Raw genomic sequence first — 23,992 nt, 5'->3', positions numbered from 1 at the left:
CTCATGGTACCCAGACCGTCTCAGGCGACGGTCCGCGCTCGACCTGCGGGAACCCGGTCGGTGAACTTCAGGGCATCGTCCCAGGCAGCGGCAAGGCGGGGGCCAACCTCGCCCAATTGCGTCTCAGAGACTGTGTACGGCAGACGAATCCACCGGTCCAGACCTCCAGCGGGTGCGAAATTGGGTCCGGAGACCAAGCTGAGTCCGTGCCTCCTCGCGGCGACGGCAAGGGCACCCGAGCGGTCCTCGGGCAGTCGACACCACAGGGCCATGCCGCCGCTGGGCACGATCACCTGCCACGAGGGAAGATGAGCGCGCACCTGCGCTGCGAGGCTGTCCCTGGCCGCGCGCAGCTTGACTCGGTACTCGCCGACGATCATGTCATGGTCGCGCATGAGTTCGACGGCGACGAGCTGCTCGAGCACAGGAGCGCCGAGGTCGAGGCTCAATCGCGTGGACGCCATCGCCTCGATGCGGTGGGTGGGAATTCGCATCCACCCGACGCGCAGTCCGCCCCAGAAGATCTTGCTGGTGCTTCCTGCCGTGATCGAGTCGGGCACGAAGGCTGCCATCGGCGTCGGCGTCGGATCACCATCGAGGCCCAGCTCGACCAGGGACTCGTCGAAGATAGGCACCATGGAGTTGCGCCTGAGCATGGCCCCGAGTTCGGGCCGCTGCTCTTCGGGCAGGAGTGCTCCGGTGGGGTTGTGGAAGTCAGGGATGAGATAGGCCGAACGCACACGGGTCTGGCGTGCGATGTGGTCCATGGCGTCGATGTCCCAGTGGTGTCCAGCAGAGCTCAGCTCGAGGGGATAGGGAATCAGGGAGGCACCGGCGCCTTCCAGTGTCGCGATCGCATTTGGGTAGGTCGGACTTTCGATGAGCACCCGGCCCCGGCCCTCGTTGAGCGCGCGCACGGCGATGGACACGGCGCCGAAGGCTCCCGACGTGATGAGGATCTGATCGGGAGCGGTGCGGACCCCGCGAGTGGTATAGCTCTCGGCGATGAGCTCCTTGAGTACGGGCAGCCCCGAGGGATAATAGCCGGTGCCAGGCAGATAGGCGTGAATCTGTGCAACCGCCCGTTCATAGGCGCCCAGCAACCATGGCGGTGCCACCGAAGCGGTGCAGGTGAGGTCGATTTCCGCCTCGTCGGCACCCGCAGGGGTCAAGAGATGATCGATGCGCCCGCCCGGCACTTCCGGTAGTTGGACCACACTGCCGGAGCCGCGACGCGTGACGACGAACCCCTGTTCGCGCAGCTTCGCAAAAGCGCGGCTGGTCGTCGTCCGAGACAGGCCGGTCGCGGCGGCTGCCTCCCGCTCACTGGGCAGCCTGGCCCCGACTGGGATACGGCCATCGCCGATGGCACGCGAGATCCCAGCCGTCAACGAATCATAGGCTGGGCCGGGCCATGGTCCCGTGCCGATGATGTCTGCCAACCTGGGTCCGCTCATCACTGCCGTGCTCATGGCAACCTCGCTGTGTCGATGACTTATCCACCTGGCAGGTGGCGATATGACCACTTTCTTCCAATTGGCTCTTTTTTACAAGGCCAGTTCGAGACATGATGGTGGTATCAGCCAGAACGAACCGGAAAGATCTACGATGTCATCGACACCTGTGCCGAAGCGCGAACTTTCGAATATCGGTCCCATCCAGCAGCTCAAGAGCGGCCGACTCCCCCGTCGGCTGCCGCAGCTGCTCTTCGGCCTCTACCTCTACGGCGCCTCGATGGCCATGATCGTGACGTCCGGGCTGGGCATGATGCCCTGGGACGTTCTCCACTCAGGCATCATCAAACACCTGCCGCTGACATTCGGCACCATCGTCACGATCACCTCGTTCCTCGTCCTCCTCATCTGGATCCCGCTCAAGCAGCAGCCCGGACTGGGAACTGTGCTCAACGCCCTTCTGATCGGACCCTCCCTCGACCTCACACGACTCTTCCTGCCCCAACCCGAGGAGCTGTGGTGGAACATCGCACTCCTCGTCGGCGGCATCATCCTCAACGGGGTCGCCTCGGCGATGTACATCGGCTCGCAGTTCGGCCCCGGCCCCCGCGACGGTCTGATGACAGGGATGTCACGAGTCACCGGCAAATCGATCCGACTGGTGCGCACCCTCATCGAAGTCAGCGTGGTCATCGTCGGTTGGCTGCTCGGCGGCATCTTCGGCATCGGCACCGCGCTCTATGCTCTGGGTATCGGACCGATCACGCAGTTCCTCCTGCCCGCCTTCACCGTCGAGCTCAAGCCCCGACCCCAGCCTCAAGCTGAGGGGTGAGGCTGGGGGGGCACACGGCGACGGCAGATCACAGCTGGACCCTCTCCCCCAAGGCCTCAGCGACTCCCTAGAACCGAATCACTCCATGGTGTCGATGATGTCCACGAGGTCGTCAAAGGTCGTGAGCGGGTTGATGATCGCGAACCTGGCATTGGGCCGCCCCTGGTGCGAGCTCGGCACGACGAAGGCCCGCTGGTCCTCAAGCAGTCGGTCCGACCACTGCTGATAGTCCTCACGGGCCCAGTCGACGCGCTCGAAGACGACGACCGAGAGTTCGGGTTCGCGGACAAGCCTGAGGTTCGGGCGCCTTTTGATCTCGGTGCCGATCTGCATCGCCAGTTCGATCGAATGGCCGATAGCTTCGCGATAGGTCTCGGCACCATAGCTGGCCAGCGAATACCACAGCGGCAGGCCCCGAGGTCGACGAGTCAGCTGGATGGCGTAATCCGAGGGGCTCCATTCCTGCGACTCAGTGAGGGTGTCAAGATATTCGGCGCGTTGGGTGTGCGCTCGCCGACCCAGAGTCGGATCGCGGTAGATGAGCGCGCAGGCGTCAAAGGGCGCGAACAGCCATTTGTGCGGATCGACGATGACCGAGTCGGCTGATTCGACTCCGGCGAACTTGTGCCGAACCAAGGGCGAGAGCATCGCTGCCAGGCCATAGGCACCGTCGATATGGAGCCAGAAGTCGAAGTCGTCCTTGAGAGCTGCGATTCCGGCGATGTCGTCGATGGTGCCGAAGTTCGTCGTCCCCGAAGTCGCGACGACTGCGATGACGGCGTCACCGTGCTCTTCGAGAGCGGTCCGGACACCCTCGGGACGCAGGATACCGTCGTCACCAGTCGGCACGGGCGCCACATCGACGTCCATCACGGCTGCCGCCGAGGCGACCGAGGAGTGAGCTTCGGCGCTGCACACGATGACCCAGCGCCCCGGCTTCTCATCGCCGAGCGCAGCTTTGCGCGCGTCACGCGCGGCAACGAGGGCGGACAGGTTGCCGATCGTGCCTCCCTGGACGAATACGCCGCCGGCACTGGTCGGGAGCCCGAACTCACCGGCCAGCCAGGACAGGACCTCATTCTCGGCATGGACGACGCCTGCCCCCTCGAGCCACGAGCCTCCGTAGAGTGCGCTGGCGGAGACCACAAGGTCAAACGCCACGGCAGCCTTCGTCGGCGCACTCGGAATGAAGGACAGGTATTTCGGGTGGTCAGTTGTGATACAGGCGGGCGCGAAGATGTGCTCGAAGATGGCCAGGGCGCGAGACGACCCGACACCGTCCTCGGTGATGGTCGGTCCGGCCAGACGCTTGAGTTCGGTCTCGGTCGTCGGATGGTCAAGTGGAGTGTCGACGGCCAAGGTGCGCCTGCGCGAGTAGTCGAGAACAAGGTTGACGAGATTTCGGGTCTCGTCGGATACGACGTGCATACGCGAATGGAGATTGTCGTTCATGGGCCCCTCCGGTGTGGGAACAGTGTCATCAGGCGATGAGTTCATCCCTTTGAGAATATCCGCTCCCCACCGGTGATGGCGGCCTCCCGCCGACGAATGTGGCAACGCAGCACCCGCAACACCGTTCGCAAGTATTGATGGCTCACCAGTATTAGTTGCGATCTGCGCATGCAAGGGATAGATTGGCGGCCATGACGGATCCCAGCGAAGTCGGTGTCAGCGAAGTCGGTGTCAGCGAAGCCGCTGTCACCGCACGGCGGGCCAAGGAAGCACTGCGCACCAGCGAACTGTCCCAGCGACATGTGGCAGCGAGCATCGGAATCGATGAGACCAAACTGTCGAAGTCCCTGTCAGGTCGGCGCAGATTCAGCCCCGAAGAACTCCTTGCCCTGGCCACCGCAACCGGAGTCACGGTCAGGTGGCTGCTCGGCGACGAGTCGCAGGTGTCCGCGACTCCCCTGCGCTTCCAGCCTGGGTCTGATCGGGCTCTTGGCGCATTCCCGGATTCCTCTCCGCGCAGGCTCATCGTCGAGACTGCATGGGATCTGTTCGCCCGCCACGGTTACGAAACGGTGCGCATCGCGGACATCGCTGAGGCCGCTGGGATCTCGAACGCGAGCATTCACTATTACTTCGACGGGAAGTCCGATCTCTTCGACGCGACACTCGACTATTCGGTCAAGCTCGCCTTCGACCGACAAATCGCCTGGCTGGACGAGATCCCCAGCCCACACCGCCGACTCGAACGTCTGCTCGAACTCCAGTCGCCCATCGGGCGGACTGCACGCAGCGAGTGGTCGATCTGGCTCCAGACCTGGGCCAGACTCGGCCTCGAAGACTCCTATACCTCCGACTATCCGGCGCACTACGAACGCTGGTCGCACACCGTGGCCTCCACCATCGAAGCCGGTCAGTCCGCTGGCCTCTTCCGCCCCGGCGACAGTGAGGCCATGGCCGATGAGCTGACCTCGCTGCTCGACGGGCTCGGGGTCAAGGTCCTCACCGGAATCATGGATGTCGCGACCTTCCGGCGCCGTCTCTCCAGTTACCTCAAACGCACAATCATCAACCCCAACCCTGATGAGGAGTCATCATGAATCGCAAGGTCATTCTCACCTGTGCCGTCACCGGTGCCGGCGATACGGCGAACAAGAGCGAGCACGTCCCCGTCACTCCGCAGGAGATCGCCGACGATGCGATCGCTGCAGCTCGTGCCGGTGCGTCCGTCGTGCACATCCACGTTCGAGACCTCGACACCAAGCAAGGCTCCCGCGAGGTCGCCCACTACCGAGAGGTCGTGCGCCTCATCCGCGCCTCCGACGTCGATCCCGTCATCAACCTCACCGCTGGCATGGGCGGAGATCTCGTCGTCGATCCCCAGGATCCGACCACTCACATGCCGGGCACGGACCTCGTCAATGCCCTAGAACGGCTCCCCCACGTCGAGGAGCTGCTGCCCGAGATCTGCACCCTCGACTGCGGTTCCCTGAACTTCGGCGACGGATCGAACATCTATGTGTCCACCCCTGACATGCTGCGTGAGGGGTCGAAGAAGATTCAGACCCTGGGCGTGCGACCCGAGCTCGAGATCTTCGACACCGGAAACCTGTGGTTTGCCAATGTGCTCGTCGAAGAGGGACTCATCGATCCCCCACCGCTTTACCAGCTGTGCATGGGAGTCCCCTACGGAGCACCGGTCGATGCCGGGCTCCTGACGGCGATGGTGAACATGCTGCCGGCCGGTGCGCAGTTCACGTCCTTCGCCATCGGTCGCAATCAGCTGCCGTGGGTGGCCCAGTCCATCCTTGCCGGTGGCCATGCCCGAGTCGGGCTTGAGGACAATCTGTATCTGGCCAAAGGTGTCAAGGCCACCAACACCTCGTTGACCGAACGCGCTGTCGACATCATCGAGGACCTCGGCGCCGAGGTGGCCACACCCGACGAAGCCCGTGAAATCCTCGATCTGCGGGTGCAGGCACCGATCGTGACGGGAGTCGACCTGTGAGCGCGGCTGCCACTGCTCAGGCCTATCCCAACATCGAATCGATCACCACGGTCACCTGCATCGGAGCCGGAACCATCGGCGGCGGCTGGGCCGCCTACTTCCTGGCCCAGGGCTACACGGTCAGAGTCTGGGATCCGGCACCGGATGCGGCCGAGAAGCTGAGCGGTCTCATCGACGCGGCCTGGCCCGCACTAGCCGAACTCGACATGGTCGCGGGTGCAGACAAACACGCCTGGACCGTGCACACGGACCTCGCCGAGGCGGTCGCCGGGACCGGCTTCGTCCAGGAGTCCGCTCCGGAGGACCTTGAACTCAAACGCAGCCTCCTCGCCAGCATCGATGCCGTCTGTGACGAGCATGTGGTCATCGGCTCTTCTACCTCGGGATACAGCATGACCGAGATGGCGGTGAACGCCAGCCATCCCGAACGCCTCGTCGTCGGGCATCCGTTCAACCCGCCCTATCTCATCCCACTCGTCGAGGTCGTCGGCGGAGAATCCACTGCTGTCGAGGCTGTCGACTGGGCGGCCGACTTCTACACACGCATCGGGAAGTCCGTCATCAGAATGGACCACGAGGTCCCCGGGTTCATCGCCAATCGGCTTCAAGAGGCACAATGGCGAGAAGCACTGCACATGATCGACCATGGTGAAGCCACGGTGGAACAGATCGACCGGTCGATCACCGACGGCCCCGCTCTGCGCTGGCCGTTCCAAGGACCAATGCTCACCTTCCATCTGGCCGGCGGTCAGGGTGGAATGGCACATATGCTCGACCACTTCGGTCCCTCGTTGAAATCCCCCTGGACCCGTCTGGACGCCCCGGAGCTCACACAGAAGCTGCGCGATGACGTCGTGGCCGGGTGCGATCTCGAAGCCGGAAACAGGACCATTCCTGATCTCATTGCCACGCGGGACGCAGGCATCATCGCCTTGCGCAGGCTCACGACCGGCCTCGAAGCCGCACACGAGTCTCAGCGGCGGACAACCTCGGCGGAGGACGCCACCGCAGACGCGGTGTCCGCTGAATCCGATCCGGCCGGTCAGCCGGAACCGATCGAACTCGAGGTCTATCGGACCGAGGTCATTCCTGATTGGATTGACTACAACGGTCACATGTCGGAAGCCTTCTACGTTCTGATCTTCGGTTTCGCCACAGATCAGGTGATGGACCAGATCGGTCTCAGCCAGGCACATCGCGAGGCGCACTCCACATCGCTCTACACCGTCGAATCGCACGTCCGCTATCTCGACGAGGTCGCGCTCGGCGCGCAGGTGGAGGTCACACCCACCCTCGTGTCCGCAGGATCGAAGAAGATGCATCTGGCCTACGAGATGAGAGTCGATGGTCAGGTCGTCGCGACAGAGGAGATCATCGCTGTGCACGTGGACCAGACGTCGGGCGCGGCAGCCCCGTTCCCTACCGGCGTGGTGGAGCGCATCGGAAGCATCCGGTGTGAGTCTCCTGAATGGGTCGGTCGGCAGCTGGGATGAGACCGAGACAGGTCCAGTCACCGACCTGCCAGGAATCAAGAAGTCACGCTCTAGCGCGGAGACTATCCTAGTGACCATGAGCACGAGCAAAAGCACTCCCCTGGCCATCGAATTCTCCACGCAGTTGACGGTCATCAACGACAGGCCGATCCTGCGGCTGACGTCAGATGCCAGTGCGAAGCTGCCCTCCCGTGGTCAGGTCGCCGCGCACGGGCAGGTGGGCGGGGTCGACTTCACGACAGTGATCGAACCCGATGGTCTGCGCGGACATTGGATCAACGTCACCGACGAACTGGCTGCACAATTGGGTGTGGCCCATGCCGATACCGTGGAGGTGTCACTGACTCCGACGAAGGATTGGCCGGAGACCTCGATCCCCGATGACTTCGGCGCGGCGCTCGACGGCGCACCGGAGCTGACCGAGGTGTGGGCTGGGCTGACGCCGATGGCGCGGTGGGAATGGGTGCGGTGGATCCGGGCGACGAAGAACGCTGACACCCGCGCACGACGTGTGGAGGTCGCGATCTCGAAGCTGGAGTCGGGGAAGCGACGCCCCTGCTGCTTCGATCTGTCCTCCTGCACCGATCCTGAGCTTGCGAAGAGCGGGAAGCTCCTCGGCATCTCCTGACGTCCGTCCCCGACTGACACGTCAAGGTCTGTGCTCGTCGCGGGCGGGGTCAGCGCAGGGTGATTGTCTTCGGGCGCACCGTCAGCGTCATCGCCGCACCTACGATCGACACCAGCGATGCAGCTGCGAAGAGAAGCCAGAATCCGCCGACAAGAGCGACGAGTCCCGCTCCCAGCAGGGGCCCCACTAGCTGCCCCAGGGCGGCGGAATTGTTGACCAGGCTCAGATCGCGTGCATGGTCATCGGGGTCGAGCAGCAGGTCCGTGGCGAGGGCCAGGCTGACCGCCATGTACGCACCGTAGCCGGTGCCCATAATGGCAGCGGCGATCGCGGTGGTGACGAATTCGGGGCTGATGAGGATGATGATTCCCGAGCAGGCTTGCACCAGCGCCGAGGTGATCGTCCAGAAGCGACGGCTGCCCGAACGATCCGATGTTGTTCCCACCACGATCGACGAGATGACGACGAAGACCGTATAGATGACAATCAGGACGAGCAGCTTGTCTTCGGCGCTGGCAGCCGGAACCCCGATTCCGTAGATCAGGAAGAAGAGCAGCAGCGAGGTGCCGAAGGCGTTGCCCACGTTGACGACGAACCGTGACACGAGCAGCCACTTGAAATTGTGATCGAGCAGTGAGGAGATCCGAGCCTGGGTGATCGGTTCCCGCCCCGCGTTCAGGCCGAGGACTCGCGGGTGGACCGGTGCGGGATCGGGTAGGAGAACCGTGGTGCCTACCCCGACGACGGCGATGATTCCGGCCAGAAGCACATAGGAGGCGCCGAGTCCGAGCCCCAGAAGCACGACCGCTCCGACTCCGACGACGATGCCGACGGCCTGAGCAGAACTCGCAGCCGCCGATGCCGTTCCCCGCTGTGAGTCGAGCTGATCGGCGATGAGAGCGGTCAGCGCCGCTGAGGCGATGGTCACTGAGACGGAGACGACGACCCAGGCTGCGCCGACGAACAGTGGTCCCTGGGCCCAGCCGGTGAGCAGGAGTCCGATGGCGGCCCCCAGCGATCCACCGATCGCCCAGGGGCGCCGACGGCCCCACCGCGAGCGTGTGCGATCCGAGAGGCTCCCGGCGATCGGGGCGGCGATGATGCCTGCGAGGCCACCTGCGGAGAGGACGACACCGGACCAGACGACTCCGTGCAGCCAGTGTCCGCTTTGGGTGTCGAGCTGCAACGGCAGCAGCAGCTGGATGGGAGTCAACTGGACCGTCCAGATGGCCAGCCAGGCCAGAGTGAACCACACCATCCACCAGGGTCCGACTCTTTTGCCCGGCCCGTGGACTGCACCCGGTTCGATCGAGCTCATGCCCGAACCGAGGCGATGAGGTCTCGATACCACTCGTACGAGGACTTCGGTGTCCGCTGACCGGTGTCCATATTCACGTGGACGAGCCCGAAGCGCTGGGTGTAACCGTACGCCCATTCGAAGTTGTCCAGCAGTGACCACACGGTGTAGCCGGCGACGGAGACACCTGCCTCAACAGCCTCGCTGACAGCCAAGAGATGATCGTGCAGGTACGCGATGCGATCGTCGTCGCGGACTGGTTCGGTGCACACCTCGGGTTCGGGAAAGGACGCACCGTTTTCAGAGATCACGATGGGTGGCAGCGTTGGACCATAGCGTGTGCGCATATCGATGAGGAGGTCTCTGAGTGTGTCTGGTCGAATCGGCCACAGTGGTCCGAAACCGGTGGTCGCAGCGTCTGGGGTCGGAACCATTTCGAAGGGCAGTGGCCCCTCGTTGACGCTGCGCACAGTGGTCGGGTTGTAGTAGTTGAGTCCGTAGACCTCGCAGGGTGCCGAAATGAGCTCCATATCCCCATCATGGATCGGCATCTGTTCGTCCAGCTCCTCGAGGTCCGGATACTCCCCCAGGAGCAGAGGATCGGCGAAGAGGCGGTTGTAGATGAGGTCGAGGGTTGCCGCCGCGCGGTGGTCGCTCTCCGCGTCCGTCTCGGGAAGGATGAGGCTGTGGTTGATCGCCGCCGCCACCTGCCGGGCGCCGTGCTCACGCAGTATCGTCGCCGCGGTGCCGTGAGCCAGGAGTTGGTGATGGACGCTCGGCAGTGCGTCGAAGAGCATCGTGCGTCCTGGTGCCAGCTCACCGAGCGCATAGCCCTGCAGTGAGGTCGAGGCCGGTTCGTTGATGGTGTACCAATGGTGGACTCGATCGCCGAGGCGGTTGGCCACGGCTTCGACGTGCTCACCGAAGCGATGGACCGTGTCCCTGTTCAACCACCCTCCCTCTGCTTCGAGACCACTTGGAAGGTCCCAATGGTAGAGGGTCGGTTCCGGTGTCACCCCGGCGGCAAGGAGTTCGTCGACGACGCGATCGTAGTGGTCCAGGCCCGCGGCGTTGGGTGTCGCACCCGGCTTCCCGTCAGGGATGGTTCGGACCCAGGAAATCGAGAACCGGTATCGGTCGACGCCGAGACCACTCAGCAACGCTGCATCCTCGGCGCTGCGGTGATAGCTGTCGGGGCCCGGATCAGCGGTGCTGCCGTCGATGACGTTGCCAGGGGCATCGACGAAGTCATCCCAGATGGACCGCCCACGCCCGCCCAGAGTCCGTGCTCCCTCGATCTGGAAGGCGGCGGTGGCCGCTGAGAAGCGCAGACCACTCAACGTCTGCAATGTCTGTGGGGCGAACTCCGATGTCCCTGCCATTCTCAGAATATGTCATGGAAGGATTCCTGCCGCAAGGCCATGCTCTGGGTGAACGCTGAGCTCAAGCAGGTCTGAAGCGTAAAGCCTTGGTCCGATCATTCGCGATGTTCCACGACATCCACACGAGGGGAACCTGCAACGGCAAACGGGCGAGGGCGATCGCACGTCCCCGAGGACTGTGCCAGTGCTTCTTCACCGTATAGATGTTGGCAGGATAAACAGCAACCATGAGTGCAGCAGAGGCCAGTCCGCCCAGTCGGCGTGTGGGCGGCAGCGCCAGCAGCGTCGCACATCCGAGTTCGGCGACACCACTGACATAGGTGATGAAGCGTGGATCACCCAGCCTGGGCGGAACGATCGAGTCGAAGCTCTCAGGCCTGAGGAAGTGTGCGATACCGCCAAGGCCGAGAATTCCGGTCATGGTCATTGCCTGTCGCTTCAACCCGTGACCACCTCTGTGAGACAAATCTGTGGAGCTTAGGGGAATCGAACCCCTGACCTTTTCATTGCGAACGAAACGCTCTACCAACTGAGCTAAAGCCCCTTCGTCCTTCACTTTACGCCGTAGGTCCCGTCGCGGCCAAAACGGTGTCCCACCAGTGCAGGTCTTGCATCGGTTGACTCTCTGAGACAGGCGGTACAAGGTGGAAGAAATCCCCTCGTGGAAGGATAGACAATGGCTCAGGAATTCGGAACTGTCATCATCGGCGCCGGAATCGGCGGCGGAACTGCAATCGAGGCTCTTCGCGACGGCGGCTACACGGCGCCGATCGCTCTCATCGGTGCCGAACCAGCCGCACCCTATTATCGCCCGGATCTGTCCAAGAAGGTCATGCTCGAAGATTCAGACCCCGCTGAGTCGGCACTGCGCGGTGCGGACTGGTATCCGGCCCACGATGTGACGACATTCTTCGGTACCACTGTCACTGAACTGGATGCTGGGAAACGGAGCATCACTCTCGACAACGGCGAGAACCTTGCCTACGGACAGATCATCCTGGCCACCGGCTCCACCCCACGGACCTTGGACGTGCCGGGTGCCGACCTGGGCAACATACACACCCTTCGCGATGCCGGAGATGCTGTGGCCATCCGTTCGCAGTTCGGTCAGGGCAACAAGGTCGTCATCATCGGCGGTGGTTGGGTAGGACTCGAAGTCGCCGCGGCAGCGCAGAACGCTGGCTGCGACGTCACAGTCGTTCTGCGGTCGAATCCCCCATTGAAGTCGGCCCTCGGGACGGAAATCGGTCAGTACTTCGAACAGCTGCACCGGTCCAAGGGCATCGAGTTCGTCACCGATGCTGACACCACCGGCTTCTCGGGAACGAAGGCCGTCGAATCCGTCCAGACCAGTGCCGGTGACCTACCTGCCGATCTCGTCGTCGTGGGAATCGGTGCAGACCCCACCATTGAACTGGCCTCTTCCGCGGGCGTGGATACCGACAACGGTGTCGTCGTCGATGAGCACATGCGCTCCAGCGATCCCAGCATCTTCGCCATCGGCGACATCGCCGCAGCGCAGAACACACTGCTGAAGCAGCGACTGCGCGTCGAACACTGGGACAACGCGGTGCGCCAGGCCGAAGTCGCAGCAGCGACCATCACCGGCGGAGACAAGGAATACGACTGGCAGCCGTACTTCTACACCGACCAGTACGATCTCGGCATGGAATACGTCGGTCATGGCACCAGTGACGACGATGTCGTCATCCGCGGCGACAAGTCCAGCGGTGAGTTCATCGTGTTCTGGACCCGCGGCGGAACCGTCACCGCAGCCATGAACGTCAACATCTGGGACGTCGGTGACGAGCTTCGTGCACTCATCGGCACGAGCGTATCCGCCGCACGTCTCCAGGACGAGTCGATCGACATCAAGGAACTCTGAGCGCAAGCCGGAACCGGTATGGAATCTCTGTTCGCCGATGAGGCCTTCGAGCGACACCCTCGAGTGATCGCTCCCGGAGCCGTCTGGCTGCCCGGGTTCCTGGATGAGGCCGCACAGACATGGATCATCCGGCAGTACCAGGAATGGCAACAGGGTCCTGTACCGGCCCATACGACGAGCATCGCCGGCCACCCCATGAGTGTGAGGACCATCGGGTTGGGCTGGCATTGGCGTCCAGGCCATTACGATCGGCACGCGCGCGACGTCAACAACGAGCGAGTGCTGGCGTTCCCGGACTGGATGACCCGCCTGGGGCGCCAGGTCATCGCCTCAGCTGCCGAGACAGTGGCAGAGGACCCGCATTGCTCGGGTGATGCCCCGAGCCAGTGGGGTCTGATGGCAGGCAGCTACAGTCCCGATGTGGCGCTGGTCAACTACTACGACCAACACGCGAAGATGGGCATGCATCAGGACAAGGACGAATTCGATCCCGCTCCTGTCGTGTCACTCTCGCTCGGAGACACATGTGTCTTCCGGTTCGGCAACACCGTGAACCGCAACAGCCCCTTTGAGGACATCCGCTTAGCCTCCGGCGATGCCTTCGTCTTCGGCGGACCCGCCCGTTTCGCCTATCACGGAGTGACCTCGATACACGAGGACACGGCGCCCGGCTACGGACGGTTGGACCGCCTCGGTGGCGGAAGGATCAACATCACGATGCGCACGACGGGCAGGGACTAGTTCGCAGATCACAGCCCGCTGGCCCTCTCGCATGCCCATCGTCCTCAGCCGAAGAGGGTCTGGCCGATGTAGCCGCCCTCGGTGGTGCCGGGCGGAATGGCGAAGAGTCCGGAACCAGTGTGCAGAAGGTATTCGCTCAATGCGTCCTGCGAGGCGAGTCGGTTCTGCAGCGGCACGAAATCGTTTGCAGGATCGGCCACGAAGGCAATGAAGAAGAGTCCCGCGTCCAGATTTCCCCGGGTATCGGCTCCGTCGGCGTAGTTGTAGCCGCGCCGCAGGATCCGCACGCCGTCGTTCTGGTTCGGATGGGCCAGGCGCACATGAGAATCGATCGGAATGATCGGCTGATTCCCGGCTCCCATCATCGAGAAGTCGGGTGCCGCAAATTCCTCGCCTCCAGACAGGGGTGCGCCGTCGACCTTCGTGCGACCCAGGATCTGTTCCTGTCCGTCGAGGCTCTCTCGATCCCAGGTTTCGACATGCATCCTGATCCGCCGCGCGACCAGGTAGCTCCCGTTGTCCATCCATGAACCGTCCTTGACCCAGACGTGCTTGTCGAGGGCCTTAGCCTCGTCGGATCGCACGTTTGCAGTCCCGTCTTTGAATCCGAACAGGTTCCGGGGAGTCTCCTGATCCGGAGATGTCGACGCGGTGCGGCCGAATCCGAGTTGCATCCACCGCGTCGAGACGGTCCCGAATCCCATTCGTATGAGATTGCGGACCGCGTGCACCGCCACCTGCGGATCGTCCGCGCAGGCCTGGATGCACAGGTCGCCGCCGCCTCGGCCGTCTTCGAGCATGTCGCCGGGGAAGTGAGGCAGTTCGATGAGTCCGTCCGGGAGCTGATCTGCGATATCGAAGCGATCCTTCCCGTCCGCGTCGAGGAAGAGACTGCGACCGAATCCGACCGTCACCGTCAGATGGCCCGCGCTCAGGCCCTGTGCCTCCCCGGTGTCGATCGGCGGAGCTGTCCGTGACCCACCGCCCACACCGTCGGGCACCACCGGCAGACCCTGGCTGAGGTTGGCACACGCCTTCGTCCACGATTTGAGCAGATCGATGAGTTCATTGCGGTCCGAGGTGAGGACGTTGATCGCGGCGAAGCACATGCGATCCTGCGCCTCTGTGACGATGCCTGCCTGGTGGTCACCGTGGAAGTCAACAACGTCAGAGTCGGCGCCGGAAGCCACGGCGAGACCGTCATGGGCGAAGAACCCTGCGGCAGCTCCCGCGACCAGAGTCCCAGCCCCGACGCCGAACATCGTCCTGCGAGAGACACCGGAGGGATCGGGCATCAGCCCACCACCTTGTCTGTCAGCGTCGACAGCGGCTCGGACAGTGCGTTCACCGAATCCGCGAGCTCTTTGATCTCGTCCTTGCTCAACTCGGTATAGAGGACGAACCCGTCCCCATCCCGATGTTGATCGAGCAGCTTCTGGAGATCGTCGAAGCGGTTCTCCAGAGTCGAATCGAGCTCCTTGTCTCTGGTCGCCAGCAAAGGCTGCAGGTCCTCGTAGGCGATTCTGGCGCCGTCGACATTGGCCTGGAAATCCCAGAGATCGGTGTGCGACCAGGCTTCTTCCTCGCCAGTGACCTTGCCGGTGGCAACCTCGTCGAGGAGTTCCTTGGCGCCGTTCGACAGCTGATCGGGAGTGAAACTCATGTCGCGAGTCCGGTCGTAGAGGATCTTGGTGTCGGAGACAAGAAGGTCGGAGTACTTCTGCCGATCGGCATCATTGAGCGCGTCGTAGTCGTCCTTCGGCGGCCACAGGTCCTTTTCCAGCAGATGCCAACCGGTCCATTCCTGTCCCTCCTCGAGGTCGGCTTCGCGCAGATCAAGTTTGGGATCCAGATCCCCGAAGGATTCAGCCACTGGTTCGATGCGCTCCCAATGCATCCGGACCTCTGCGTAGAGCCTTCGTGCCTTGTCGTCATCACCGTGGCTGTAGGCTTGCGCGAACTTCTTCGTACCCGACTGCAGCTGTTCAGTCTGGTCCTTGACGTAGGAGGCATACTGAGTCGTCGCCTGTTCTGCCAGCTTGGAGTCCTCCGCAACGGCTTCCGTGCCTCCCTCCGACTTCGTCACTGTGAAGTCGTTGCGGATGCCGTCACCGATCATTCCCGGCTTGCAGGCGGTGAAATAGCTGCCTTCCGGTGCGGTCACGGTCAGGGACCGGTTGAGTCCGGGAGCGATGTTCTCAACCTCGCCGATGATCCTGAGTCCGTCTTCGCCGAGGAGGTAGAACTCGGTGACCTTGGTTCCCTCGTTCGTGACATCGAACTTGAGAGTCCCGGCAGGCGCCTCCTGAGCGGAGACCTCGCACTTGTCATCGGTGCTCGACACGGTGATCGCTTCGTCCGGTTGCTGATTGGGCTCGCAGGCCGTGAGCAGGAGCACCCCGCCGAGAACAACGACGGCCAGGGCCGACCTGGACGTGGATGATGTGAACATGTGGAACCTTTTTCGGATAACCGCTGTAGGCGGAATATGATGGATCGCCACGATCAGCGGCGAACGGAAACCTTCTGCGATGACTGATCGGTCGAGGCACGCAGATTGCGCACGAAGAGGGTGCCGACAATGATGACGTAGGACCACCAGGCGGTGAATTCCACCCAGGTGGTTGCCGGTGAGAAGTTGAACACACCCTTGAGCAGAACGCCGTACCAGCTCGTAGGTGGAATCGCCTGGGACATGTCGAAGGCGAGGGAATGGAGCCCTGGGATGACACCAGCTTCCTGCAGGTCGTGGAACCCATAGGCCAGAACGCCCGCGGCAACGATGATGAGGAAGGCACCGGTCCAACGGAAGAACACGGAGAGGTTGAGTCGGAGCAGGCCCTTTGAGATCAGCCACGCGAGCAGGACGGCGATGAGGATGCCGGCGACTGCGGCAGCGGTCAGCCCCAGCGCCGACGTCGAATCCGAGGCACTCGCGCGAGTCGCCGCCCACAGGAACAGCGCTGTCTCCAGTCCTTCACGGCCGACGGAGATCGCGCCCAGAGCGACAAGTCCGAACAGGGGGCCATCGAGGGCCTTGTCCGTGGCGGCCCGGAGTTCTCCGCTGAGGTTCTTCGAGGTCCGTGCCATCCAGAAGATCATCAAGGTGACGAAACCGACCGCGATGATCGAAAGGCTTCCTCCGATGAACTCCTGAGCTTCAAACGTGAGAGTCGACGGTCCGAAGGTGAGCAGCGCCCCGAACGCGAGGGCGATGAGAATGGCAGCGGCGATTCCCAGCCACATTGCTCTGACTTCTCTGGTCCGACCGATCTTGGCCAGGTAGCCGATGAGGATACTCACGATCAGCGCGGCTTCAAGACCTTCGCGCAGGCCGATGAGGAACGTCTGGAACATGGGTGACTTTCTGATTCGGGTGGGCGTCGCGGTGGCGCCTCGCCGATATTAGCATAGGCCAGCCTAACTTAAGTCGCGAAGCGTGCGCACCGGTTCATCCGAGATCCCGGTCAGGACGGCGGCCTTGCGGTTGAGGGCACACGGAATGTACCTCGCCCTCAATCTCGGTGGGTGTGACCTTCGGGGGCCTCAGGGTCGTTGTCGATGACCCCTCTGGGCGGCCGCGCCAGCCGATTCGGTGCCGTCTTGCGGTAGACGGGCTGTCCGGACAGAACGCTCGAACGTGAGAGCGTATTGCCGCCCACGGAGGAAACGATGATCAGGCACAGCACCGCGACCACGGCCATGAGCAGAGAGCCCCAGCTGAAGCCGTCTGCATGAAGGTCATAGACGTAGGCAGCAGCGACGATCAACGGCAGACCGAGCCCTGTGCTCGGGGAGAACACGTTGATGCGTGAGAGCGCATCCCGGACTCGAAACATCGCGATCGCGGAGGCGAGCACGAGCAGGGACCCGGTGATTCCGAAAATGCCGACCAGGGTGACGGCCACGGTGTCAGTCATCAGCGCATCCCCCTGGTGAGAATCCGCGAGAGCGCGACGGTCGCGAGAATTCCGACCATGGATGACAGGAAGATCGCGTCGAGGACGATCGACGAGGACACGAGGATCCCGAACATCGTGAGGATCCCGATCGCTGAGAAGTACATCAGGTCGCTGACGATCGCTCGTGAACCCAGATCCTTGGCGGTGAATACCCGAATCAGGCCGACGATGATCGCCGCCGCGAGAATGGCGATGCAGATGCTGACGACGATGCTCATGGGCGTCCTTCCTCCTCTTCAACCTCGGTGACTGTGTCTGCGGTCGCGCCCGGTGCCCGTCCGCGGGTCATCGCGAGGAGGCGCGACTCCATATCGTAGAGCCCCTCCAACGCCGACTCCTCAGAATCCTCGAAGAGCGCGTGAACGAAGAACACCGGCGGTTGAGTGGAGGTGCCCGCTGCAATGGCCGCGACCAATGTACCGGGTGTGATCGTGATCGACGATGCGAACAGCGTCACTTCCAGGTCGGTGACGCACCTGAGAGGAACCTCGACGATCATAGGACGAGCGAATTGTTCGTTGACCAGGAAGAGACGAGACACGATCGTCGCCGATCCGGTCACGATCGCCCAGAAGATGTAGCAGACATATGAGATGCCGTGGATGAGACGCATCATGGGGTGGTCACCGCCTCGATGTACGCGTGGTGGTCCAGCAGACCCGCCGCGGCCCGGGCCGTGATCTCAAGCAGAGGCTCGGGATAGGCGAATATCGCCACGGACACGGCGATCATGATCGTGCCCGGAACCAGGAGCCGAGCCGGGATGCGCACGCTTCTCGTGATCGGCTGTGCCGAAGCCCTGCCGGTGTCTGCTGAGTCGGGATGATAGCTCTGCATCGGTTGGCCCCAGAACGTGTTGCGCCAGGTCCGCTGGAGAGCGAGCAGGCTGATGAGCGCGCCGACGACGATCGCAGAGACCAGCCACCAGCCGATGGTGCTCCCAGTCGCTGTGGCCGCCTTGATGAGGCCGACCTTCCCCCACAGTCCGGAGGTCGGCGGCAGACCGATGAGGGAGAACAGGCCGAGGATCATGAGGATCGTCGCCCATCTCTCGCGATTTGCCAGACCGGAGAGCTTCTTGAATGAGCCCGTGCCGTAGGTCTGCTCGATCGCACCCATGATGAGCAGCAGCCCCGACATCGTGATCATGTGGTGGACCATGTAGAAGGCTCCGGCTCCCAGCGCCGCCGATGTCAGCAGGGCGATGCCGAGCAGGATGTGCCCGACTCCTGCGGTCATCTGGAATCCGAGGACGTTGCGGACTCGGACCTGTCCGAAGCCGGAGAGCGATCCGATGAGGATGCTGGCGATGGCGATGATGACGATGACGTTGACCCAGGGTGCGGGTTCACCGTAGACGGTGGTGTAGATCCGGTACAGGGCGTAGAGGGCGACCTTGGAGTGCAGCCCGGAGAAGAGCGCCATCATACCTGCGGAGGTGTTCGGATAGCTGCGCACCAGCCAGCCGTGGAATGGTGCTCCACCGGCCTTGATGATGAGGGCGAAGAGGACCACACCGATCGCCAGCGCGCCCTGGCCGGTGGGTGTGCCCAGTTGCGCCAGGATCGCAAGATTGACGGTGCCGGTGGCACCGTAGACGAATCCCACGCCGATGAGCAGGATGGTTGAGGTCAGCAGGTTGACCATCACATACATGCGACCCACGCCGAGGCGACGCCAGGTTCCGGTTACTGCGACGAGTGCGTACGCCGGCAGAACCATGACTTCAACGAAGACGAAGAAGTTGAACAGGTCCCCGGTGAGCAGCGCACCATAGACACCGGTGAGCATCATCAGGATCAAAGCTGGTACGAAACGGTACTGGTCCTCACCTGTCGTGATGAGGAAGATGCAGCTCACAATCGCAGTGAGCGACGTCAGGACCAGCATCAGGGCTGTGAACGTATCGGAGACGAAGGGAATGGCCAGGCCCGGAACATATCCGCCGACGGAATGGGCGAGGACGGGCTGGCTCTGGTGGATGATGAGGAGGACGATGCCGAAGCCACCGACGAAGCTGGGAGCTGCAAGCAGCAGAACCCGATCGAAGGTCCGGGAGGTGATGAGCACGCTCAGCGCGGAGAACAGCAGTGGCACCCCGATGATCAACAGCAAGAATGCGGAATTCATAACTCGCGTCCCTCCCCTGTCTCCGGGGCCCGTTTCTGGTCATCGTCATGGCCGAGCACGGCCAGGGCGAGCATGAAGATCGTCACCGCCAGGGTGATGACGATGGCGGTCAGGACGAAGGCTTGCGGCAGTGGATCGGCCGCCATGGATTGGTCACCGCGGTTGCTCAGAGGTTCGACGCGCCAAGCGCCGACTCCGGCGGAGAGGAGGATGAAGTTCGCAGCATGGGAGATCAGAGTCAGTCCGAAGACTCCTCTGACCATCGACCGCTGCATCATCAGGTAGACGCCACCCGCGGTGAGGACTCCGATGGTCAGGGCCAGGATCATCGCACACCCTCCTGCTCGTCGGTCGGTTTCGGGTCAGTCGGGTTCCCCGTGGATCGCTCGACGGGAGCATCGCCACGGAGGATATGCGTTGACGAGGCTCGGACCTTGGCATCCGGGTCGCTGACTCGCGCCCGTCGTTCGCGGTCTGGTCGTTCACCCCTGATCGCGTCCATCGGGCCGCTCAGCTCGCCGTAGACCAGTTCGTCGGCACGCTCACGGGTGCGCTCGACATCGCGATGGATGATGCCGTTGGTGAGCACGTCATCACCGGCGGGTGTGGCGGCAGAGTCCGAGACGCCTAGCAGGTTGAACGACAGCAGGATGAGTCCGAGCACCGCCAGATACACACCGAGGTCGAAGATCATCGAGGTCGTGAAGTGCTGGCCCAGGAGGTAGCCGTGCATGGGCTTGAGGAAGGAACCAGCGAAGACCAGGCCGATGAAGCCCGTGGCCACCGCCGTGGCCACCCCGAAGCCGATCAGGTACAGAGGAGCCTTCGGCGGTCCGATCGCTCGGTCCTTGGCCGTGGACATGTAGAGAAGTCCGATGACAGCGGATCCGATGAGCGCGGCGATGAATCCACCCCCGGGCTCGTTGTGCCCGCGCCAGAAGATCACCAGAGAAGTGATCGCCAGCAGAGGTCCGAGCACCTTGATCGTCAGCTGCAGTGGAATCACGTTGGGCCAGGCTTCGTGAACGGCCCGGTAGGCGGAGGTTCCCCGTGGTCGCACCGACACCCATGCCCGCCGCGGGGGTTCCGGAATGTTCTCCGCCGGAGGGTCGATGAACTTGTCCTTGACCGTCGACATCACGGCTACGATCGCAATCCCGGCCATGCCCAGAACGGTGAGCTCGCCGAGGGTGTCCAAGGCACGGAATTCGACCAGGATGGTGTTGACGATGTTGTGGCCGCCGCTGATGTCCGGAGCATTCTCAATGTAGTAGAGGCCGAGGTCGGATCGCTCCCGGCGCCCGTTGAGCGCCAGAGTCAACACGGTCACGGCGGCTCCGACAATGATGGCGAAGATCGCGCGCGTACTCTGCAGACGTTTCGGATACTTCCAGAACGAACGGGGCAGTTTCTGGAGGACGAGCATGATGACGATGATCGTCATTGCCTCCACGAGGAGCTGGGTGAGGGTGACATCCGGGGCACCGAGCGCCAGGATCTGGACGGTGGCGAGAATGCCGACCCCCGAGAGTGCGACGACCGTGGTCAGACGCGAATGGGATGTGCACACGACCAGGACTGCCACAGTGATGAGGACGAGGAGGACGATGTCGACCGGCTTCCACAGTCCCTCCTGCAACGGTGGCAGATCGGAGTAGATCAGAGGAACAGCGGTGAATGTCAGCACCGCGAGGCCACCCAGGGACATCGCGAGATACGGGCCAGAATTCATGGGGTGCACGAAGATGCCCAGCATCCGACCGATCCGACGCAGCACCACCGTGATTCCGGCGATGACGTCTGCGCCATTGAAGCCCAGGGTCGCACGGTGGAAGAACACGAAGACGCGTGAACGGTTGACGATGATGACTACGCCGATCACGATGATGAGCAGTGAGGCGACGAGTTCCTTGTTGACTCCGTGCCAGAGAGCCAGGTGCACCGCTTCGCTCGCATCCGGGATGGCCGCAGCGACAGCCTGGTCGAGGGGATTGTCGAAGGCGAACAGAACGAAGCTGAGCGGAATCGAGGCGAGGATCGGAATAGCAGCGGAGATGAGCATGACGGGTGAGTTGTGCCCCAGCCGCGCCCGGTCCACGGGTTTGCCGTCGATGAACGCGCCCCACACGGACTTCGCGCAATAGGCGAAGGTGAGAACCGAAGCACCAACAGCGACCAGCAGAGCCGCCCAAGCCGTCCAGTTCGAGCCGGGGGTGTCGTTGAAGGCGGTGAACAGGGACTCCTTGGACACGAAGCCGAGCAGCGGCGGAATACCCGCCATTGAGGCGCAGCCGATGATCATCACAGTGAAGGAGGCCGGTGCGGCGCGCATCAGTCGTGGAATCCGGGTCAGCTCACGCGTGCCGGCGAGATGATCGATGACACCGACCATCATGAACAGGCCCGATTTGAACAGAGCATGGGCGATCACGTGCAAACACGCCGCCGCGATCGCCGTTTCGGTGCCGATGCCGATGACTGCGGTGATCAGGCCCAGCTGCGACACCGTCGAATAGGCCATCAGCTTCTTGACGTCGTACTGGTTGAGAGCGAACCATCCGCCGATGGAAGCCGTGATCAGACCCGCGACGATGAGCAGAACGTTCCAAGCTGGTGTGGCGTGGAAGGCCGGGGAGAAACGCAGCAGCAGGAAGATGCCGGCTTTGACGACGGCAGCAGCGTGCAGATACGCCGATACAGGTGTGGCCGCAGCCATAGCGTCGGGCAGCCAGGAGTGGAACGGGAACTGGGCGGACTTCGTCATCGCTGCGACCGCGATGAGGATGGCCACCAAGGTCGTCGTGGCCGGATTCTGTGACCAGACCGGCGAGATCAGCGCCTCGTGGACGCTCGTCGTACCGGTCACTGCGATGATCACACCGGTTCCGACCAACAGTGAGAGTCCGCCGAGGAAGGTGATGAGCATGGTGCGCAAGGACGGCGCCTGCGCGGGTGACCCCGACCGCGCGATGAGGAAGAATGATGCCAGGGATGTCAGTTCCCAGCAGACGAACAGCACCAGCAGATTATCGCTGAGGACGAGCATCACCATGGAGAAGGTGAAGATCACCATCAGCCAGTAGAAGCTCGTGTTTCGTCCGTGGGACAGGTAACTGGTCGAATAGACGAAGACGATCGCACCGATGATCAGTGCGATGTAGGTGAAGATGACGCCGATGCCATCGGCGCGTAGAGCCAGATCGACTCCGAAGGTGGGAATCCACTGGTAGGTCACTTCCGGGGTGGCCCCGGCCATCACCTCGGCGGCGGTGGGGGTGAACAGGCCGGCAACGCCGAGATAGGCGGCAGCCAGGAGCCAACCGCTGGCTTTGCCGAGCAAGCGAGTGATGAGGGGCGTGAGAATGATGAGTGCGGCAAGAGCGACAACCGTTAGAATCATGACCGAGGCCTCAGGGCCCCGGACGCAGGTGATGTTTCCTTCACTCACTGACCCTTCGACACGATGCACGCAATCTCGGATGAACGCGGACTTACAAATGATTACACTATCGACTCGGAGTTCCATGAGCAAAAGCACACGCAGTCCTCAGCCGAGCGAAACGATCCGCGTCTTCTTCGATGCCCGCTTCACGCGAACGACCCACCACGACGGCATCTCCCGCTACGGCTCATGCCTGCTCGCGGCTCTTCTGAAAGCCGTGCGCAGAACCGACATCGAGGTCACTGCCATCATCAACGACGAGGCTCAATTGGATCTGCTCCCCGACTGCGCGTGGGTCAAACTCAACTCCCCCACGTCGCCACAGGAGATCTTCATGGGGAGAAAGCTCAACGCCCTCGGTGCCGATGTGGTCTTCTCAACCATGCAGGTGATGGGATCAACGGGACGCAGGTACGGTCTCATCCTTACCGTGCACGATCTCATCTACTATTCGCATCCGCTGCCCCCTGCCGATCTGCCCTCAGCAGTCCGAATGCTGTGGCGGGCCTACCACCTCAGCTTCGCCCCGCAACGTCTGCTGCTGGGGCGCGCCGATGCGATCGCAGCCGTGAGTCAGACGACGAAGGACCTCATCGCCGATCACCGGCTGTCAACGAAGCCAGTGACGGTCGTGTCCAATGCCGCCGAGGCTGCTGTTGCCGGAGTCCGCGCGGTCAACAGGCATGATGCACGCTCGCTGGTCTACATGGGCGCGTTCCTGCCGTACAAGAACGTCGAAACCCTCATTCGCTCGCTCGTGCATCTGCCGGGGTGGACACTGCACATCGCCAGCCGCATCGACGGCAGACGTGAAGCCGCATTGCGTGCGCTGATCCCTGACCAGGCGAAGGTGGTCTTCCACCGGGGTGTCAGTGATGACGAGTATGCAGAACTGCTCGAGGGCGCGACCGCTCTGGTCACGGCCTCTCAGGAGGAGGGGTTCGGGCTTCCTGTCATCGAGGCGATGGCCCAGGGGGTCCCAGTGGCGATCTCGGACATTTCGATCTTCCATGAGATCGCGGGGGACGCTGCCGTGTACTTCGACCCCGATGACGCCAGTGACGTGGCAGCCACGATCGGCCGTCTCACAGATGCCAGACTGTGGTCCGAACTCTCGGCGGCAGGGCAGAAGCAGGCACAGTCATTCGATTGGGACTCATCGGCACAGGCGCTGGTCGGCATGATTCGCTCGGTTCAGGCCTCACGGCAGTGAGAGCACGTGCCATGAGTACGTAGGTCAGGGGCGCGATGCGCGTCGGTCAGAGGCACAGTGTGCGTCTGTCACGAAC

General features: G+C 62.8%; 22 protein-coding genes and 1 tRNA gene. 8 read left to right on the top strand and 15 right to left on the bottom strand.

Annotated features, from left to right (window positions below):
• Window positions 1-20 precede the first annotated feature (20 nt).
• Entirely contained in the window at window positions 21-1,472 is a 1,452-nt protein-coding gene (locus AAFP32_RS07660) for a PLP-dependent aminotransferase family protein (RefSeq protein ID WP_350271301.1), read from the bottom strand.
• A 136-nt stretch (window positions 1,473-1,608) separates the two neighbouring features.
• Here AAFP32_RS07660 and AAFP32_RS07655 point away from each other — a divergent pair, with 136 nt between their 5' ends.
• Window positions 1,609-2,286, top strand: coding sequence for a hypothetical protein (locus AAFP32_RS07655; RefSeq protein WP_350271300.1), 678 nt, complete (start codon window positions 1,609-1,611; stop codon window positions 2,284-2,286).
• A gap of 78 nt (window positions 2,287-2,364) precedes the next feature.
• Here the strand turns inward: AAFP32_RS07655 and AAFP32_RS07650 are convergent, their stop codons facing one another.
• Window positions 2,365-3,738 carry a pyridoxal phosphate-dependent decarboxylase family protein gene (locus AAFP32_RS07650; RefSeq protein ID WP_350271299.1) on the bottom strand — a complete coding sequence of 458 codons (1,374 nt, stop codon included), beginning with the start codon at window positions 3,736-3,738 and terminating at the stop codon, window positions 2,365-2,367.
• A 191-nt stretch (window positions 3,739-3,929) separates the two neighbouring features.
• Between AAFP32_RS07650 and AAFP32_RS07645 the strand changes: the two genes are divergently transcribed.
• The 4 genes from AAFP32_RS07645 to AAFP32_RS07630 all read left to right on the top strand — a co-directional run bounded on the left by AAFP32_RS07645 (window position 3,930) and on the right by AAFP32_RS07630 (window position 7,864).
• Window positions 3,930-4,835, top strand: coding sequence for a TetR family transcriptional regulator C-terminal domain-containing protein (locus AAFP32_RS07645; protein ID WP_350271298.1), 906 nt, complete (start codon window positions 3,930-3,932; stop codon window positions 4,833-4,835).
• Window positions 4,832-5,743, top strand: a complete 912-nt coding sequence (locus AAFP32_RS07640) for a 3-keto-5-aminohexanoate cleavage protein (protein ID WP_350271297.1) — start codon at window positions 4,832-4,834, stop codon at window positions 5,741-5,743. The genes AAFP32_RS07645 and AAFP32_RS07640 overlap by 4 nt, the downstream gene beginning before the upstream one ends.
• Complete coding sequence (locus AAFP32_RS07635) at window positions 5,740-7,236, top strand: 3-hydroxyacyl-CoA dehydrogenase NAD-binding domain-containing protein (RefSeq protein WP_350271296.1); 1,497 nt, start codon at window positions 5,740-5,742, stop codon at window positions 7,234-7,236. Before AAFP32_RS07640 ends, AAFP32_RS07635 begins: the two co-directional genes overlap by 4 nt.
• 76 nt (window positions 7,237-7,312) lie before the next feature.
• Window positions 7,313-7,864 carry a YdeI/OmpD-associated family protein gene (locus tag AAFP32_RS07630; protein WP_350271295.1) on the top strand — a complete coding sequence of 184 codons (552 nt, stop codon included), beginning with the start codon at window positions 7,313-7,315 and terminating at the stop codon, window positions 7,862-7,864.
• 49 nt (window positions 7,865-7,913) lie between these two features.
• Here the strand turns inward: AAFP32_RS07630 and AAFP32_RS07625 are convergent, their stop codons facing one another.
• The 4 genes from AAFP32_RS07625 to AAFP32_RS07610 all read right to left on the bottom strand — a co-directional run bounded on the left by AAFP32_RS07625 (window position 7,914) and on the right by AAFP32_RS07610 (window position 11,087).
• The gene (locus tag AAFP32_RS07625) at window positions 7,914-9,182 is read right to left on the bottom strand and encodes an MFS transporter (protein WP_350271294.1); all 1,269 of its coding nucleotides are present in this window, start codon (window positions 9,180-9,182) and stop codon (window positions 7,914-7,916) included.
• A complete protein-coding gene (locus AAFP32_RS07620) occupies window positions 9,179-10,543 on the bottom strand; it encodes a glycoside hydrolase family 1 protein (protein WP_350271293.1) in 1,365 nt (454 codons plus the stop codon). Before AAFP32_RS07620 ends, AAFP32_RS07625 begins: the two co-directional genes overlap by 4 nt.
• Window positions 10,544-10,604: 61 nt before the next feature.
• Window positions 10,605-10,964: a hypothetical protein gene (locus AAFP32_RS07615; RefSeq protein WP_350271292.1), complete on the bottom strand. Its 360-nt coding sequence runs from the start codon at window positions 10,962-10,964 to the stop codon at window positions 10,605-10,607.
• A gap of 50 nt (window positions 10,965-11,014) precedes the next feature.
• Window positions 11,015-11,087, bottom strand: a tRNA-Ala gene (locus AAFP32_RS07610).
• A 132-nt stretch (window positions 11,088-11,219) separates the two neighbouring features.
• Between AAFP32_RS07610 and AAFP32_RS07605 the strand changes: the two genes are divergently transcribed.
• Window positions 11,220-12,428, top strand: a complete 1,209-nt coding sequence (locus AAFP32_RS07605) for an NAD(P)/FAD-dependent oxidoreductase (protein ID WP_350271291.1) — start codon at window positions 11,220-11,222, stop codon at window positions 12,426-12,428.
• 18 nt (window positions 12,429-12,446) lie between these two features.
• Window positions 12,447-13,169, top strand: coding sequence for an alpha-ketoglutarate-dependent dioxygenase AlkB (locus tag AAFP32_RS07600; RefSeq protein WP_350271290.1), 723 nt, complete (start codon window positions 12,447-12,449; stop codon window positions 13,167-13,169).
• A 44-nt stretch (window positions 13,170-13,213) separates the two neighbouring features.
• Here the strand turns inward: AAFP32_RS07600 and efeB are convergent, their stop codons facing one another.
• From efeB to AAFP32_RS07555, 9 genes are all read right to left on the bottom strand, one after another.
• On the bottom strand, window positions 13,214-14,464 hold the full coding sequence (gene efeB, locus AAFP32_RS07595) for an iron uptake transporter deferrochelatase/peroxidase subunit (protein ID WP_350271289.1): 1,251 nt from the start codon (window positions 14,462-14,464) through the stop codon (window positions 13,214-13,216).
• On the bottom strand, window positions 14,464-15,621 hold the full coding sequence (gene efeO, locus AAFP32_RS07590) for an iron uptake system protein EfeO (RefSeq protein ID WP_350271288.1): 1,158 nt from the start codon (window positions 15,619-15,621) through the stop codon (window positions 14,464-14,466). Before efeO ends, efeB begins: the two co-directional genes overlap by 1 nt.
• Before the next feature lie 53 nt (window positions 15,622-15,674).
• Window positions 15,675-16,526 carry an iron uptake transporter permease EfeU gene (gene efeU, locus AAFP32_RS07585; protein WP_350271287.1) on the bottom strand — a complete coding sequence of 284 codons (852 nt, stop codon included), beginning with the start codon at window positions 16,524-16,526 and terminating at the stop codon, window positions 15,675-15,677.
• Window positions 16,527-16,684: 158 nt separating this feature from the next.
• Window positions 16,685-17,089, bottom strand: a complete 405-nt coding sequence (locus AAFP32_RS07580) for a cation:proton antiporter (RefSeq protein WP_350271286.1) — start codon at window positions 17,087-17,089, stop codon at window positions 16,685-16,687.
• Window positions 17,089-17,349 (bottom strand): monovalent cation/H+ antiporter complex subunit F, encoded by a 261-nt coding sequence (locus AAFP32_RS07575; protein ID WP_101618779.1) that lies wholly within the window; start codon window positions 17,347-17,349, stop codon window positions 17,089-17,091. Before AAFP32_RS07575 ends, AAFP32_RS07580 begins: the two co-directional genes overlap by 1 nt.
• A complete protein-coding gene (locus AAFP32_RS07570) occupies window positions 17,346-17,747 on the bottom strand; it encodes a Na+/H+ antiporter subunit E (RefSeq protein WP_350271285.1) in 402 nt (133 codons plus the stop codon). The genes AAFP32_RS07575 and AAFP32_RS07570 overlap by 4 nt, the downstream gene beginning before the upstream one ends.
• A complete protein-coding gene (locus AAFP32_RS07565; protein WP_350271284.1) occupies window positions 17,744-19,261 on the bottom strand; it encodes a monovalent cation/H+ antiporter subunit D family protein in 1,518 nt (505 codons plus the stop codon). Before AAFP32_RS07565 ends, AAFP32_RS07570 begins: the two co-directional genes overlap by 4 nt.
• Window positions 19,258-19,590 carry a sodium:proton antiporter gene (locus AAFP32_RS07560; RefSeq protein WP_101618781.1) on the bottom strand — a complete coding sequence of 111 codons (333 nt, stop codon included), beginning with the start codon at window positions 19,588-19,590 and terminating at the stop codon, window positions 19,258-19,260. Before AAFP32_RS07560 ends, AAFP32_RS07565 begins: the two co-directional genes overlap by 4 nt.
• Window positions 19,587-22,661 (bottom strand): DUF4040 family protein, encoded by a 3,075-nt coding sequence (locus AAFP32_RS07555; protein WP_350271283.1) that lies wholly within the window; start codon window positions 22,659-22,661, stop codon window positions 19,587-19,589. The genes AAFP32_RS07560 and AAFP32_RS07555 overlap by 4 nt, the downstream gene beginning before the upstream one ends.
• Before the next feature lie 124 nt (window positions 22,662-22,785).
• Here AAFP32_RS07555 and AAFP32_RS07550 point away from each other — a divergent pair, with 124 nt between their 5' ends.
• The gene (locus AAFP32_RS07550; RefSeq protein WP_350271282.1) at window positions 22,786-23,916 is read left to right on the top strand and encodes a glycosyltransferase family 1 protein; all 1,131 of its coding nucleotides are present in this window, start codon (window positions 22,786-22,788) and stop codon (window positions 23,914-23,916) included.
• Window positions 23,917-23,992: the final 76 nt, after the last annotated feature.

This window comes from Brevibacterium sp. CBA3109, assembly GCF_040256645.1.
GTDB classification, from domain to species: domain Bacteria; phylum Actinomycetota; class Actinomycetes; order Actinomycetales; family Brevibacteriaceae; genus Brevibacterium; species Brevibacterium koreense.
Note: the sequence above shows the minus strand (reverse complement) of the source record. Positions and strands in the feature narration are given on the sequence as shown.